The sequence below is a fragment of the Oribacterium sp. WCC10 genome (assembly GCF_900113415.1).
Lineage (GTDB): Bacteria > Bacillota > Clostridia > Lachnospirales > Lachnospiraceae > Oribacterium.
The window spans coordinates 42,224-58,375 of sequence record NZ_FOPH01000004.1 but is presented as its reverse complement, the minus strand read 5'-3'; the positions used below and the strand labels follow the sequence as shown (position 1 = coordinate 58,375).

16 protein-coding genes are annotated in these 16,152 nt (G+C 41.2%); 10 read left to right on the top strand and 6 right to left on the bottom strand.

What is annotated here, in order from left to right; genetic code table 11:
• Positions 1-3 precede the first annotated feature (3 nt).
• The 5 genes from BM294_RS04040 to BM294_RS04020 all read left to right on the top strand — a co-directional run bounded on the left by BM294_RS04040 (position 4) and on the right by BM294_RS04020 (position 5,481).
• Positions 4-744 carry a late competence development ComFB family protein gene (locus BM294_RS04040; protein ID WP_091205145.1) on the top strand — a complete coding sequence of 247 codons (741 nt, stop codon included), beginning with the start codon at positions 4-6 and terminating at the stop codon, positions 742-744.
• 176 nt (positions 745-920) lie between these two features.
• Positions 921-2,534 (top strand): flagellar filament capping protein FliD, encoded by a 1,614-nt coding sequence (fliD, locus tag BM294_RS04035; RefSeq protein WP_091205144.1) that lies wholly within the window; start codon positions 921-923, stop codon positions 2,532-2,534.
• Between the two features lie 71 nt (positions 2,535-2,605).
• Positions 2,606-3,007 carry a flagellar export chaperone FliS gene (locus tag BM294_RS04030; protein WP_091205142.1) on the top strand — a complete coding sequence of 134 codons (402 nt, stop codon included), beginning with the start codon at positions 2,606-2,608 and terminating at the stop codon, positions 3,005-3,007.
• A 15-nt stretch (positions 3,008-3,022) separates the two neighbouring features.
• The gene (locus tag BM294_RS04025) at positions 3,023-3,424 is read left to right on the top strand and encodes a hypothetical protein (protein WP_091205140.1); all 402 of its coding nucleotides are present in this window, start codon (positions 3,023-3,025) and stop codon (positions 3,422-3,424) included.
• Between the two features lie 164 nt (positions 3,425-3,588).
• Positions 3,589-5,481: a nucleotidyltransferase family protein gene (locus tag BM294_RS04020; protein ID WP_091205139.1), complete on the top strand. Its 1,893-nt coding sequence runs from the start codon at positions 3,589-3,591 to the stop codon at positions 5,479-5,481.
• A gap of 132 nt (positions 5,482-5,613) precedes the next feature.
• Here the strand turns inward: BM294_RS04020 and BM294_RS04015 are convergent, their stop codons facing one another.
• From BM294_RS04015 to flgM, 6 genes are all read right to left on the bottom strand, one after another.
• The gene (locus tag BM294_RS04015) at positions 5,614-5,919 is read right to left on the bottom strand and encodes a carbon storage regulator (RefSeq protein WP_091205137.1); all 306 of its coding nucleotides are present in this window, start codon (positions 5,917-5,919) and stop codon (positions 5,614-5,616) included.
• A gap of 43 nt (positions 5,920-5,962) precedes the next feature.
• The gene (gene fliW, locus BM294_RS04010) at positions 5,963-6,439 is read right to left on the bottom strand and encodes a flagellar assembly protein FliW (RefSeq protein ID WP_242944413.1); all 477 of its coding nucleotides are present in this window, start codon (positions 6,437-6,439) and stop codon (positions 5,963-5,965) included.
• Positions 6,440-6,508: 69 nt separating this feature from the next.
• On the bottom strand, positions 6,509-7,705 hold the full coding sequence (locus BM294_RS04005; RefSeq protein WP_091205135.1) for a hypothetical protein: 1,197 nt from the start codon (positions 7,703-7,705) through the stop codon (positions 6,509-6,511).
• Between the two features lie 15 nt (positions 7,706-7,720).
• On the bottom strand, positions 7,721-9,646 hold the full coding sequence (locus BM294_RS04000) for a flagellar hook-associated protein FlgK (protein ID WP_091205134.1): 1,926 nt from the start codon (positions 9,644-9,646) through the stop codon (positions 7,721-7,723).
• Positions 9,647-9,819: 173 nt separating this feature from the next.
• On the bottom strand, positions 9,820-10,251 hold the full coding sequence (flgN, locus tag BM294_RS03995; RefSeq protein WP_175494494.1) for a flagellar export chaperone FlgN: 432 nt from the start codon (positions 10,249-10,251) through the stop codon (positions 9,820-9,822).
• A 19-nt stretch (positions 10,252-10,270) separates the two neighbouring features.
• Entirely contained in the window at positions 10,271-10,588 is a 318-nt protein-coding gene (gene flgM, locus BM294_RS03990; RefSeq protein WP_091205131.1) for a flagellar biosynthesis anti-sigma factor FlgM, read from the bottom strand.
• Between the two features lie 348 nt (positions 10,589-10,936).
• On the opposite strand from flgM, the gene BM294_RS03985 reads away from it, so the two are divergent.
• The 5 genes from BM294_RS03985 (at position 10,937) to BM294_RS16505 (ending at position 16,114) form a co-directional block, all read left to right on the top strand.
• Positions 10,937-12,349, top strand: coding sequence for a hypothetical protein (locus tag BM294_RS03985; RefSeq protein WP_091205129.1), 1,413 nt, complete (start codon positions 10,937-10,939; stop codon positions 12,347-12,349).
• On the top strand, positions 12,336-12,656 hold the full coding sequence (locus tag BM294_RS03980) for an EscU/YscU/HrcU family type III secretion system export apparatus switch protein (protein ID WP_091205127.1): 321 nt from the start codon (positions 12,336-12,338) through the stop codon (positions 12,654-12,656). Before BM294_RS03985 ends, BM294_RS03980 begins: the two co-directional genes overlap by 14 nt.
• Positions 12,657-12,768: 112 nt before the next feature.
• Positions 12,769-14,082 carry an N-acetylmuramoyl-L-alanine amidase family protein gene (locus BM294_RS03975; protein ID WP_175494492.1) on the top strand — a complete coding sequence of 438 codons (1,314 nt, stop codon included), beginning with the start codon at positions 12,769-12,771 and terminating at the stop codon, positions 14,080-14,082.
• A 13-nt stretch (positions 14,083-14,095) separates the two neighbouring features.
• On the top strand, positions 14,096-15,277 hold the full coding sequence (locus BM294_RS03970) for an N-acetylmuramoyl-L-alanine amidase family protein (RefSeq protein WP_091205124.1): 1,182 nt from the start codon (positions 14,096-14,098) through the stop codon (positions 15,275-15,277).
• 18 nt (positions 15,278-15,295) lie between these two features.
• A complete protein-coding gene (locus tag BM294_RS16505) occupies positions 15,296-16,114 on the top strand; it encodes a lytic transglycosylase domain-containing protein (RefSeq protein ID WP_091205123.1) in 819 nt (272 codons plus the stop codon).
• The last annotated feature ends 38 nt before the right edge of the window (positions 16,115-16,152 follow it).

The window sequence follows — 16,152 nt, the reverse complement described above, 5'->3', positions numbered from 1 at the left end:
AATGTGGGTACAGAAACATTTGATGATAAAAAGGGGACATTTGAATCGATTGGGGAAGCGGCAGATTTTGCCGAGAATATAGCGGCTACCATCAGACAGGGACTGAAGGATGCCAAAAAGGCCAAAAAAGAGGCAAAGGCAAAAGAAATCGAAGACATCAATGCCATGATATCAGGGAACCCTGAGAAGAATTCTCAGAATATGCAGGAAAGACTTCTGGGGGAGCTTGACCCCGATGGAGAAACAAAGTCAAAAGGGAAAAAGGGGAAAAGGGTAGTTCCTGGAGGTTACGGAAACAATTATTCCTATGGTCTTGATAACATCGGACTCAGAAACGAGGTTGTAAAGGAAAAGAGACGTGCTATAAGAGTTGAGTCTGACGAGGACAGAGATGTGATTTCTGACGCCATACAGAAACGTCTGGAAGAAAAGGTTTTCGGTGAAGCCAAAGTTCAGGAAGGTTTCCATATAGTCAATATCATGCAGGAGTGCTTGAAGAGTGAGAATATCCTGGCATATATGAAAAATCAGGGGTGCTGTACATGTGAGAGGTGTCAGGCAGACGTACTTGCTGCAACATTATCCCATCTTCCGGCCAAGTATGTTGTGATGTATAAGAAGTCAACCTCTGCAAGGATCAGTTTTTATCATGACAGTTACAGGATGGATATACTGGCAGCTATCATGAGAGCCATAAGAGCAGTTAAAGAGCATCCTCACCATGGTGATGACCGTATGCAATGATCAGTAACATATAATTAAAATTTATAGAGAATCCTCTATGATATAGTTATTTCATATATCATGGAGGATTTTTTGTTTACAGGTTATTAATTTAGTGTTTGTGTCGATAATGACAGTAGGAATCAGTATGTATAGGCCAGGGAAGGTCTTCGTTTTTATTATGAAGGAGCATTAATATGAAAGTATCAGACAGCAGCAGCTCAACGAGCGCATTAGGAAATACCTCCTTGAAAGGTTTCGGAGGACTTGCATCCGGACTTGACCGAGATGCTTTGATAGAACAGTTGACATCAACTACCAACAGTAAGATAACGAAAACAAATCAGAATATTACCAGGCAGGAGTGGAGACAGGAAGCATACAACAGTATCACCGATAAGATGATAGATATGGAAGATGACTACCTGAGCTACTCCGGAAAAACAAGTATAGTCAATAACTCGTTATATGCCAAGTCTGACGTCACTGCCAAAGGAAACAGTTCATCAACATCACTTATTTCTGCGACCGGCAACTCCAATCTTCTTGATTATATTTCCGTGAAGGGTGTCAGTCAGCTTGCATCATCAGCATATTTTACATCTACAAAGATGACTGACAGTTCTACAGGGGAGACTGCTACCAAATCTTCAAAACTCAGCGATCTTGGTTTTTCAGATAGAAATATCACTGATATGACTATCAATGGTAAATCTTTTGAAGTAACAGGTGAATCAACAATCAGTAATCTTGTAAGTGCCATTAACAATAGTGATGCAGGTGTAAAGGCAACTTATGTTGAAAGTACCGGTAAGTTTATGTTCTTCGATAAGGAGACCGGAGAAGAAAGCGAAGTTAAACTTAACGGTGCGGCCAAAGCACTGTTTGGCGAGGATGAATCACAGTTTACAGCCGGAAAAGATGCTGTAATGTATGTAAGTTACGGTGGTTCTGAGCCTGTAGCCATAACCAGCCACAACAATACATTTAATGTAGACGGTCTCAAGGTTACCGCTAGCGGAACATTTGGTGATATATCTGTAGCGGATGGAACAGTATCTTATGATGCCGGTGCAAGCGTAACCTTTACAGCTTCTGCCAATGTTGATAAGGCGACAGAGCGTGTAAAAGAGTTTATAGAAGCCTACAATAAACTTGTCGAAGAGGTTAATACTCATGTGACCACCAGACCTTCCAGCGGTTATGATCCTCTGACTGAAGAACAGGAAGATGAGATGACCGAAAAGGAAATTGAAAAGTGGAATAAAAAGGCGAAAGAAGGAATACTTTATAACGATAGCGAGATTAGAAATTTTTCATATGAACTTCACGGAATGATGAATGATATCATCAGAGGAGGCATAAGTTACAGTGATCTTGAGAGCATAGGCATCACTATGAGTTCGGATCATGCAGATGGCGGACAGCTTTCATTTGATGAAGATAAATTCCGTAAGGCTATGGAAACAGATTCAACCAAGGTTGAAGAAATCATGTGTGGAACGGAGGAGAAGACCGGATTTGGTGCTACTATCAATAAGCAGTTGACTCCTTATGCAACAAGATATGCATCAAGAAACGGTAACTCCTACGGTCGTCTTGTTGAAGTGGCCGGTTCAACAAAGCTTTCTGCCACAAAGAATAACAATGAAATATACAAAAAGACAAAAGACTACAAGGAGGAACTGGAAAAGTGGAAGAGTAAGCTCAAGACAGAACAGGACAGATACATTAAACAGTTCTCAAATCTTGAGACTCTTATAAACAGCATGAACTCTCAGTCAAGCTATCTTTCAAGCTTATCATATTAAGTTTTTTGCCGATATACCATATGTAGTAAATGATTAGTTTCTGTACATGATTTGAAAAGAAGGTGCCGTTCATGACTTATGGTAAATATAAAGAAGATACTATTTTCTCCATGTCCCCTGTTGAGCTTTTGATCCTTCTGTATGATGAGTGCATGAAGGATCTTAGAAAAGCTGACATGGCTCTGGAAGATGGAGATATAACTGCTTTTGAAGATTATATAGCAAAAACAGTTAAGATCATAAGATATCTTATAAACACTCTGGATATGTCGATTCCTATAAGCAGAGATCTGAGAAGACTGTATGATTACATCATATATGATCTTTCAAAGGTAAAGGCTTCGGGTAAGAGTTTAAAGGGAGAGATTCCAAAGCTTGTAGAGATCATAGAGGATCTTCGTGATGGATTTGAAGGGGCCAGTCATCTGGTTCAGGATACACATGAAGCAAGACAGGCCAGTGTTGTAGGTTGATATTCGGAGATGAGTATGGAAGATATTTTAGATGTCGAAAATCTTGCGATTCTGTATCAGCGTAAATATACGTATATAAAAGATGTAAAGAATCTGACAGACGAGCTGTCTCAGGTTCTGTCCGGAAATGATGGATATACAGCAGAGATTCTTCTTGATGAACGAATGGATGCCATCAAAAAGGTTCAACACACAACGGAAACCATAGAACTTTTGGGTGAAGCCGGACCTAAGGCAGCGCTGATTGCACACAGACTTATATTTACAGATCCGGAGGAAATCGTACCGGAAACTGAAGATGAAAAGCTTGTGAAAGATATAAGACTGAAGACTCGATCTTTGATAAAAGAGCTTCAAATGCAGGATCGGCGCTTAAATATACAGCTTGCTCAGGATAAATCATATTATAGGGAATAAGTAACTGATGCTTATAAAAGAACGTAAAAATTATTAGTTTTTATATGTGTTTAAAGAATCACGGAGATTTTCTCTGTGGTTCTTTTATGTTAAAATTAGACCATAACATTGTATAGAACTTGGGAAATCCGGAAGAACGGATTTGCGGGGGGAAGAGCAGCAACATGAATCGAACAATATTTGAAGGCAGGTACCTGATCAATCTTGCGGGGGCGGTGATCAGGCAAAAGGAGATTCCGAAGCGATCCATGAAGATGGACTGGGAAAGACTTTTTCATCTTGCCGACTATCATAAGATAGCCAATATCATCTATCTTGGTATGCTTGGTGCTTCAGAGCATGTGCCTCAAAAGTGGGGCGAGAGGTTTTTTGAACGTTATCAGGAAAGCCTTATGTATTCATCAAGCTACGAGAACTCAGAGCTCGAGATATTGACACTTCTTAATATGCATAAGATATCTGCAACGGTTCTTGAGTCATCAGCCACGAGACGCCTGTACAGGATACCGGAAAGTGCCAGTAACAGCCCGTTGAGACTGCTTCTCAGTGAGAAGGATTACAGTCTTGCCAAGGGCTTTCTGGTGGATCTTGGATATCTTACAGACCATTTTTATCCAAAGTTCGGAGAGCATATGAGAGCCGGTAACGGATTTATGGTTGAGATATACTATAAGCTTCCGTTCATTACCAGGAACTATCAGAAGTGTATGACGTCCTTGATGGAAAGGGCCTATATAGACAGAACTTTCAATTCCATGCACACCTTTTCTCTTGAATCAAGCTTCGTATTCCGTATGGCGGAGATCTGCTATAACTATTGTGAAAATTCTCTTACTGTACGAAAGCTTCTTGATGTTTTTCTTTTTTACCATCAGTTCAAAGGGAAGATGAATCAGAATTTTATCTGGACCCGATTCAAAGAGTTTAAGATAGACATTCTTGCGCAATGTATGATACATATTGCAGCCATGTGGTTCGGATCCAAGGCGGATGATATATTGGATCTTGCCATAGAGGATGGGGCTGTATATGACAGCGTAGAGAGCAGGATACTTAGCAGTGGTGTTATAGGAACAGAGATGGTTCCTCAGGCCAATACTCTTAGAAATGATATCCAGAAGCATATCGATAAGGAAAAGCGTGAAGAGGAAAAGGAACTTAGAAGACAGCAAAGAGGTGAGTTCTGGGACGGTGTTAAGCAGCAGATACTCTGGGTATTCCCGGAATACAAATATATGAGTTCTTTGTATCCTACACTTCAGAAGTTCCCGATACTCCTGCCTGTTTTCTGGTTCTTGAGATGCATAAGGATGATAAAGGAGACCCTGAGAGTTCAATTTGGAGGCGGTGTTCAGAGCGAGTCTAAAGAGCGAAGCAGTGCATCCTCAGAGGTTAAGAGCAAGGGCAATATATCCTATCTTCCTAAGGAGACCAGGACAACAAGAGCCCTTGAGAATGGTGCCATGAGTGGCGTTGCGGTATCCAAAGAGGATGGAAGCAAGGCCGGCAAGATATTCGATTCAGTACTTGCGGACGAACAGCAGAAGTCTATGCTTGAAAAGGAGATAAAGGAAAGTGCAGGAGAGAATGTCACCGAGGAGGATTTCCTTGTCGATGAGAATGCTGAGACAGAGATAGGACTCTGGGAGTTCCCTAAGCTGGGAGAAGTTCCTAAGGAAACAACTTCCGGAGAAGCGGAGCCGGCGAAGAGCAGCGATGCAAGAGAAAGTCAAACTGAAAGAGAAAAGAATGATTTTGAAGAGTTTCAGGGCAATTCTCTTTTGGGTATGGACGTATCTCTGTTTAATAATCTTTTGTCCAATGACAAAAACCGTACATCAGATAAGGTTACCATAACTCCTCAGTACACGGATTCCGGCAAACTTGAATATAGCTTCACAAGAGAAGGAGAGGGTACACCTTCAGAGGACGGAACTACGGTAAAGAGACCAAGAGAACCGGAGATAGTTGTGGCTCAGGATGAGAATCACAATTCAGTGGGTGTTCAGAAGTGGCATTTCCCAACCATTGAAGAAGTTGAACAGGAAGAGCAATAACAGGAGCTGTTTGGTGTCTGTAAACAGGATTATGGGAGACAGAAAATAGTACACCGATTTTTGAATGTGAAAATGTAAAAAAGGCCGCCGATGTATATCGGCGGCTTAAATTCTATATGATATTCATAATGATCAAGACTGTTTATCGTTTCCTTTAGCTTCATCGGCAGAGGTTTCTTCACTCTGTACTACAGGCTTGTTTTTCTTTAATGTGATATGTTTTAAAGAATCCTGAAGTCCTGTGATGGCATCCGGATTAGGTGATGTAGCTATCTTGTTCTCCTGTTCAGCTATGGAAAGTTCTTCTCTTAGAATGGAAATCTGTTTTGGAGCATCAATGGCAAGTCTAACACCGTCGGAAGCGCTCTCAACAACAGTAATTCTGATATTATCTCCTATAAGTATACTTTCGTTTTTCTTTCTCCTTAAGATCAGCATCCTTATCACCTACCCTATACTTTTTTTTCGGCTGTGCCGAAGATCATGCGTCGGACCCGGTTTTAAGAAGTCCCTCCTGAACGGTAGAGAACGAACTTAACTTTTTTCTGAACTCATACTCAGAATCGTTAAGAATGACCTGCATGCCGATACGCTTATCAGGATTAATAACAATCGGTGCTTTCATATTGACAGTGTTCTCAAGATAATTGTTTCTGAGAACACAAACAACATAATATGAAAGATCATCTTCTGATTTCACAAAGAGATATGACAACTCCTCCTGACTAAGAACCGGATTGTAATCAGGATCCAGTGAAAACGGATTAACAACCACAAATGCGATGTCTGTGTTCGCCAAAGATTGGAGAAGAAGGATAGTATTGTCCTCGTTCTCATCCAAAACCAGTGGAATATAATCCTTTAACTCGCTGAAACCGAAGAGTCCGTCAGTGAAATGAATAATATCAGACTCTTCATACTCAATTGTGCCATAGTCTCTTGTTTCTAATGTCAACATGAATGACAACCTCCATTAAGTATATCTTATTATATTAAATATTGCTATTACTTTAAAAAAATTATTGGTTTAATGAACAAAATCAAACAAGGAATTCTGCATGATCTTGGAGCCTACCTGCATGGCGGCATTGTAGGAGAACTGGTTCTGATACATCTTTACGATGGCATCATAGGTATCGATGGCCATATGATCGTTATACTCCTCGATATAACTGTCCTGAGCAGTCTGCAGTCTGTACTGAACATCTTCGAGAGTGGCAGTTGCAACTCCGATACGACGGAAAGTGTTGCTGACGCTATTCATTGCACTGTCCCAATTCTGGAGAATATGTGCAAGATCTGCGTTCATTTCTTCACATACAGCTGCCCGTTGATCCTCTGTTGAACCGTCTGAAAATGATTTTGTGTATTTATCTGTTGCGGCTATCGCCCGGGCATTGAGGGCGAAACCTGATTTGTTCATGGCTTCCCTAAAAGTAGCAATGTTTGCATCAAGGTTTGGACTGAGAGTTTCGGTATCCTGATCACGAAGCTGATCGGAAGTGACACCGGTTATCATATTTAAGCCCCCATAATATGTATCAGGCAGAGTTCTTACATTAGTGATATCACCGTAACCGAGAGACATTCGCCCCTGTTCTCTCATGGCTGTTACAATCTTTTTGAGAGTTGCATCTTCATCCATGGGCTGTCCGTTTTTATCTGTACCACTATATTCAAATACTTTGTTTGTGGGATTATACTTCAAATTCATAGTGGTCTCAGCATCGTCACCGGCAAACTTGTGGTGGTAAGTCAAAGTATAACCATCATCAGACATGGTGAAAGGAACAGTTGTACCATCGTTTCCACCCATGACATAGTAGTTCTCATATGTGGTATTGAGATCCTGAGTCATGGTCTGCTGTGCGTTAAGCATATAGGTATGCATGGTGTCGACTGTACTTTCAAGACCCTGGAAAGATGCGGATGCCATCTGCTCGTACTTGATATTAAGGTCACCCATCTGTGAATAGAGAGTTCGTGATGCTGCTTCCTGCTGTTCCATTCGGTTCATGACATCCTTTATCATTGTGTCCTTTGTGACAGCATCATTGTACAGATTGTCTATCTTTTTACCTGCATAGTAGTCAAGGGGACTCTCAGCAGCTGTATCATATTTTCTTCCGGTCTGAACCTGTTCCATACTCTTGTTGTACTTGTATTTCTGGTCCTGAACGGATTGTGCGTAGTCTTTATAAAAAGACGAAGAGGTAACTCGCATATGTACTCCTTTCTATCATCCGACAATGCTTAGAAGAGTCTGCAATGTTTCGTCAAATGCATTCATCATCTTTGCTGCAGCATTGTAGGAAGAAACATAAGTCATCATATTGGCAGCCTCTTCATCAAGGCTGACACCGGATAACTGATCTTTTGAACTTGTGATACTTGTTAGTACTGCTTTATTAGTATCGTATGTGTCCTTGTTGTTTTCCTGATCGTTTGCGAGTCTTGTGGTAAGAGTGTTTACAAAGTTTGCAAAAGTATTGTCCCCAAGAGATGCTTGAGGTTGCGTGAATGAACGCAGAAGATTAAGTACGGTTTCATTTGAATCGGAACCTTTTAATCCTATACTTGTGTTGCCGTTTATCCAGTCTCTGCTGACAGAGATGTTTTCTGCGGTAATTTCATTATCATCTGATTTGAAATCAAAATTACCGGTGGTAGCGTCATAAGATGTAGCTGTGATCTTTGCAGTTTGAGATTCTCTGTTTACAAGAAGAAGGAAAGTTTTGTTTTCGTAACCTTTCTCGTCACCATTTTTTATTGAATCAATAGCTTTTTGTTTTGCGGTTGCAGAATTATGAGTCGGATAATCCCAGTTATTACCCATGCAGTTATACATATTAACTTCATTGGCAAGGGTACGTGCAAACTGGTTGAGCTGATCCATATAGTAGTCGTAGCCATAGTAGGTTCCCTGTTTTAAACCGGTTGTTGCTGTTTTTGTAGGGTCGGATCTTGCAAGCATATCAAGACTTGCCTGAACTGAACCGCCGGAGAAGGTAACATGCTTGTCTGATGGTTTGGACTGGCTGTTTGCGGTTGTGATATCCGTTGCAGTGACAGATTCACCTTTTTTGTCTGTTGCTGTAGAAGTGAATGTTAACTGTGTATCAAGAGGACCTACAGTATTGCTATCGGTGCTTGTCCACTTCGCGTATTTATCATCGGCAAGAGCAACCGAACCATAGTTAAGCCCATTGGCATCCTTATAGGTTCCGTTTACAAGAATGATTGATTCGTTGTTAATCTTTCCGTTTGCGTCCTTCGTGGTGTAATTAAGAGTAATTCTTAAGTCCTCCGGCCAGTCGGATTTACCACAGATTCTTCCATTGTCGGCATAATTATAGATGCGATACCGGGTTTCCTTTACCGGGTTTCCATCACCATCTACTTTGGGTGTTCCGTCGGGATTCTTTTGCTGAACCTCATAGGACTCGGAGAAATATTCCACGCTTATAGGAATATACGCTGAAAGCTGATCTATCTTCAGATTTCTTTCATCCTGAAGTTCGAGAGCACTGTTACCTATAAGCTGATTATGCTTGATTTTTTTGTTAAGATCTCCGATTTCGCTTAGAAGTGTATTGATAGTTTCAACAGCACCATTACTTGATGTGCCTTCACCGGTAAGTCTTTCATACTCATTATCTTCAGCAGTTTTTATCTGCTTGGCTGCAGAGTTGAGAAGTACGGTGGCTGAATTAAGATCAGACTGAAGCTGTCCCTCATATACAGGATCCTGTACCTTCGAAGTATCCTGCATGGTGGTGAGGGCCTTCTGAATTGCGTCCATAGAAGCTCTCAGACCATCGTGCTGTGTCTCATCCATGAATTTGGAAACTGTATTAAGGGCTGTTTCTATGGCAGAATTGTAGGTAGTAAATGCATTCTGATCACGGTACTGTATATCCAGGAATTCATCGCGCATCTGAACGACGGCATCCATGGAGACACCGAAACCAACATTAACGTCATTCTCGTTCATGTAAAATGAAACGGGATTTTCATAGTTGATACTGGAAGTCTTTAATTGCTGTCTGGTATAACCTTCCACGTTCATATTGGCAAGGTTCTGTGTCGTGACATCCAGCTTTTTAGAGTTAGCCTGAAGTGAAGACAGGGCCGTCTGGAAGCCGGCAAATGTTGCGCGAACCATAAGTTACCTCCTATATAAAAGAAAAACCAGGTATAATAATCACATTTCTCTACCTATTTATCGTCATATTTTCATAAAACATTAGTTAATCGGGGAAAATATATAAAAAAATAGCGGTTGTACAATGCTATGTACAACCGCTTAAGAGACAATGGTTCTTTAAAAGGGTAAAATCATGCCAATGTATCCTGAAAAATCTTCGGGACAGGATGACTTGCCAGTACAGTCTGGACATCCAAAAGCCTTAACTTCATAATGCGATCTGCTGTTTCCTGAGCCTCCTTAAGACTGTTGAGGGACTCTTTCAGTTCCTCAAAAACAGGAGCAAGCACAGCTTTCTCTTCATCAGATACCTGAGAGAGAATCTCAGAGAATTTGAGACCTTTCCATCCCAGTTCAGTGGCCAATCGGACACGTTTTTTTTCTAAGCCCCTGAAATTCAAAAGATCAGGTTGAGCTTCTTTTACCAAACTATCCAGCTTTTTTGGTTCATCATCAGAAGCAATGACGGAAAAGTCACGTTCCAGTTTGATGAGTTTCCTGACTACAGTTACCTGAGATTTAAGTACTTCAGTGAAAGATTTAAATACTGCAGAGTCTGACATAATATCTCCTTTTTTGAGATCATCCTCTGTATCCAAGCATACGCGCTGCGATCCTTGTAGAATCCACATTATATGTGCCGGACTGAACCTGCGCCTTTAGTTCTGCAACTCTTGCATCGCTTACGCCGGTTCTCATGGAAGCGGCTGTCCTGGAAGCAAGCATAGATGCGAAACTCTCATTGCTGACTGAATCAGCAGCTGAAAAAGATGCCTTATCATAACTTCTCACATAAGATGCGGATGATGCGGAAGAGGATCTGTCTTTTTTGTTTACTTTTTTTTCTGAATTGGAATAACCCACATTTCCAATCAGAGTAGTACGTAAATTGACGTCCATAAAATGCCTCCTTGCATAAACGCACAATTAAATCAATGAGTTCCATCTGCTTATAATATCGACAGCAGTTTCAAATAAATAACTCCTATTTAAAAATAATTTCATTAAAAAATTGTGCTATTTGTTTTGATTTAAACATATTATCGTCCTTTGCCCTGGTAATATAACATCAAGAAATGAATAATGCTATAAAAAATTTAAATCGCAAATGGTATACGACAAAAAAACAGTTTGTTATAAGTGAAAATTTACTTTTTTTTCTAATAGTTCGAGTTCATATTGACGATAATAAATTATGGTGCAAATAGGTCAGATGGACCAAATCAACGATCAGGAGAGATAGTAAATATGGCTAATATACTGCAAGTGCAGAATACCGGTTTGAACAATCAGCAGATAGGTGCACCGGGTGTCCATCCAAGGGTGGAACCCAATCCGCAGATAGTAACTCCGGGAAGGGTGGATCCTTCTCCTGCCGGGGATAACGGCGGTCAGATAAGTCCTGAAGCCGGGCAGGCAAATGTCAATTTTGAATCTAATTATACGAATTTCGTCCAAAGGATGCATGAAGGCATGCAACTCACTGAGGACATGGTTCAGCTACTGTTCACAGATGGTGCGGCGCTACAGTCCATGGGTGACAGTGAGATCCAGGAGCTTATGAATCAGCTCTTTCAGGAGATAGAACTTCAGGATCCGAAAGAACTTATGGACTTTATAGAGTCACAACAACAGGCGCAGGTGAAGTTTTCAGGGGAACTTTTCGATGGATTACGAAATATTCTCCATCAGGAGATATCGCAACCCTTCAGGGATGTGATACTTGATTTTATCAAAACCTACAATAATTACGCTTCTAGTGAGCATCTGCTCAATCAAATGGAGTCTCTCGGAGACGACATCGAGAGTTTACTCCTTCCTTCTTCGAGAGAGGACTTTGAAAAACTGATGGAACAGTTGGACAAGGATGCCGCTCCGGGAAATACCGAGAAAAATGCTGAAGTTATAAATAAAGAAATCATCCCATTCCTGTCAAAGTATGTTGCAAAGACACACAATTACGGGCCGGTAAGGACTGCCAGTGTACTTTTTTCCTTATATGCAGTTAAGTATGAGGATGGGAATGAAAATCAGTTAAAGCAGCTTTTTGCAAAGATGGTGAAAAATAATGACTTCAGGATGCTTTTCAAGGGTGATCCTGAGGAGGCATTACAGAAGGCCATAGAAAATCTGAAACCACAATCGGAGAAGGCCACGAACTTCCCTCAAATGCTTACAAAGCTTATCCAAAAAGGAACAGAGGGAAGTGCCGGAGCGGAGAATGTGGACAAATACTATCAGGTGCTTAACCATCTTCTTATGAATGAAAGTGTATATATGCCGCTTCTTCATATGCTGATCCCATTCAGGTATCAGGACAAGAATGTAATGTCTGAGATGTGGGTGGATCCGGATGCTGAGCGTGATGATCCGGATGCTGCCAAGAAGCAGAAGATATTTATCAAGTTCAGTATTCAGAATGTCGGAAATTTTGAGCTGATTTCAATGATAAACAACGGATCAGTGAATATGCATCTGTTTGTTCCGCCAACTTTGAATGAAACACCGGACAATATATCCAAAAACGTACAGGACATTCTGAAGAAAAACGGATTGAATGTAAAGAATATGGAATTGGGAGTACTTACAAGAAGTCACAGAGTTGATGAAGTATTTCCTGAGATAAAAGATAAGGAGAAGGGTATCAATGTCGCCGTCTGAGTCAGTAAGAAAGAAAAGAGCAGCTGCTCTTAAATATGATCCCGACAAAAACGGAGCACCTGTCATAGTGGCATCCGGTATGGGATATACAGCTGAGAAGATAACGGAAACCGCCATGAAAGCAGGAGTTCCGGTCTATGAGGATGATTCGCTGGCATCTCTTCTTACTCAGCTTAAACTGGGAGCAGAGATACCTCCGGAGCTGTTCAGCGCAGTTGTAGAGATATATGTTTATTTCCTTAAGTTTGCAGATAAGAACAAAGAAACAGAGGTAGAGCCACCAAAGGATACATTCAATGAAGTCTGAAGTGATCAGTGCAACAGAATATAATATAGATATTAATAGACTTAGTCTAAAGGCGGTCAGTCGGATTTTGCTTGAAATTATACTTATCTTTAGTTTTGTGATGATCTTTCATATGAATACATTGGCAGCAACACAGCCTATCAATAATGTAAGTATCAAGATAAGATCGAAACTTGAGGTAGGAAGGAAACTTCCGAGTGAAATTGAGATAAATAAAACATCAATAGATGATAATGAGGTTTCGGTTATTTCAGGAAGCAGTAAGTACGAGATTGAGGAAGCTGAATGGGAAAGCGGAGCAGAAAGCCGTGTGAAAAGCGGTGATAAACCATCTATGAGACTGACCCTTAAGTCAAAAGATATAAGCAAGAACTACTTCCTAAGCAGTTACAGAAGTTCAAATGTGACGGTTACAGGAGGTAAGTTTGTTAGTGCCACCAAAAAGAGCGATGATCTTGAGATAACCATCCAAATGGATCCAGTAAAAGGTAAATTTGATGAGCCTACGGATGTGTACTGGAATGATGATAAGCTTGGAGAGATAAGATGGACAAGACCCGATAACTCTTCAGGAACCTACGAACTCCAGCTTATGAGAGATAATGTCAAGGTAACTTCTGTCACTACATCAGGTCTTCTCTACAACTTTTATCCTTATATGACTCAGGCCGGGAAGTATTCTGTCAATATCAGAACCATACTGGTGTCCTCTGAGCAAAAGCAGTATGCCACAAACAGTGACTGGCAGACTTCTACAGAACTTACTATTACGGACAGAGATGTCTCTGATGGCAAAGGAAAAGAGGGGGAAGGCGGAACTGCAAAACCTCTTTATACATTTGGATGGTATAAGGAGAATGGTTTCTGGTATTACAGATATCTTGATGACAATCATCTTCAAGGCGCAGGATGGGCCAGGATAGATGGCCAGTGGTATCTGTTCAATCAGTATGGCCAGATGCAGACCGGATGGCAGATAGTCAATGACAGAACCTATTTCCTGCTTAAAACCGGTGAGATGTACACAGGATGGATGAAGAACGGAAATGACTGGTTCTATCTGATACCTAAGGAGGAACTTCGAAACGGAGAGATCTTCGGTCAGATGGCCAACAACGGTTGGAGGATGATCAACAGTCACTATTATTTTTTCAAGAGTAACGGTGCAATGTATACAGGCTGGCTATATGACAACGGGAAGTATTATTTCCTTAATGACATAGACAATTCTCTGTATGGAGTAATGTTTACAGGCTGGATACACAGGAACGGTAAGACTTATTACTGTGATGATGACGGTTCCATGGTTGAGGGGTGGAAGTCTGTGAATGGAAATATGTATTATTTCTATCCCGGAAGCGGACAGATGGCGACCAATGCCTATATCGATGGATACTATGTAAACAACGATGGTATAAGACAGTGAGTGAGGTCTTGTGATGGCTGATTACAGGAATAGAACATCATATAGAGATCGTATAAGAGAACAGAGACAGGAGCATCTTGAAAAGCTTGAAAGAGATGCAAAGCGTTCCAACAGGGCTGCTAAACTGTTTATGCTTCTTCTTTTGGTGGGTTGGTTTGTTCTTACCCATATGGATACTGCAAAGGCTGATGGAAGCATTATCGACAAGCTCTCTGTCAAGGTGGAACAGAATTACGGAGATTCCGGGGAGATGCTTGAACCTACTATAACCGTCAGTACGTCAAATGTCTCAGTAGACGAAGTCTCATATTCCAGGGATCCGGAAAAGTGGAAACCGGGAAACAGAGTGCTTGTGACCGTGAATTTCAGTGCGGAAGAAGGATATTATTTCGGAAGTACATGGAACAGATCTGCTGTTACATTGGACGGCGCTGAGTTTTCTCACTGTGGAAGAATCAAAGATGGAGAAACACTGGTGCTGAAAGTCTACTATATACCTTGCATGGTACTTGGTGACACATCTTCAGCCGGCTGGGACTATAACTTTAAGAAAGCTGTATGGAAAGAAGTTGAATATGCTCCCGGATACGAAGTAAAGCTTTATAAAAATGATGAAGAAGTTGCATCAAAGAAAGTACGTACAACTACTGTGGATTTTTCAGAGAAGATAGAGGACTACACAAAGGATAAATATTACTATGAAGTTAAAGCCATCCCCATGACATCTGACGAGCAGAAGTATCTGAAGGAAGGAAACTATGTGACTTCGGAAGAGGATGTTGTCAATTCAAAAACCGGACTGCCGGGAGTTACGCCAATAGGATATAACACTACTACAAATCAGGGAACATTACCGATTTACGGCAGCAACAAGACAAGTACTACAGGCTGGTACAATCCGGGAGGCTCATGGTTTTATTATGATCCTTATGGAAGACTTGCAACGGGATGGCAGTATATAGGTGATAACTGGTACTACTTCAACGATCAGGGACAGATGCTTACAGGATTTCTCACTGATACTGACGGAAGTACATATTATCTTGATCCTGCAGTCGGCAATATGAAAACAGGATGGGTGCAGATTAACGGATTCTGGTACTACTTTAACAGTAGTGGCCGGATGCAGACAGGTTTCCTGTATGATGGAGGAAAGCTGTATTACCTTGATGAATATGGGCGCATGATGGGATAGCAGTAGAGGGGGATAGATATGCCGCTTATAGAGTCGATAACTGAGATGACCAACACAGGAAAGGGGAGAGCTGCCAATGCAGTGGTTCTCTCACAAAATGCAAAGACTTTTAAAAATGTTCTGGAAGGAGTTAAGGCTGCGGGTACAAGTACCGTCACAAACACAACGGCCTCCGGTCTTGAAGCCATATTCCAAAAGGCAGCAAGAACTTATGGGATTTCAGAAAACATACTGAAGACAGTTGCCAAGTATGAGTCGGATTTCAAAACAACAGCTGTTTCAAAAGCAGGTGCGATGGGTATCATGCAGTTGATGCCGGCGACGGCGAAAAGTCTTGGTGTTACCGATCCCTTTGATCCTGAACAGAATATCATGGGAGGGGCAAAGCTTCTTGCGTCGAATCTGAAAGAGTTCGGCGGTGATCTGAAACTTGCCCTTGCTGCATACAATGCCGGTTCAGGAGCTGTCAGAAAATATGGCGGCGTTCCTCCGTACGAAGAGACACAGAACTATGTAAAGAATATAATGGGTGATCTGGAAAAAAACAGCAGTATAGATATAAGTTCTGTAATAGGTGACAGTGTAAGTACGGTCAAGAACCTTATTGAAGAAGGAAGCCCTGTAAGTGAGCTTAGTTCACTTCTTGGCACACTTGGGCTTGGAGGCTCATCCTATGGTAGTGGAATGCTTGGACTTGGAACCATACTTGCAGAAAAATTAAGTTCTGACAGTGATAATTCCGACAGGATAGATAAGGATATGTTTGCAAGTCTTATCGAGATACTCAGGCTTCAGATGCTTATGAATACAACGAGCAGTATCGGCGATTTTGATTAACGATTATTTATCAGGTTAATTTTATAGCCTGTTTGTAT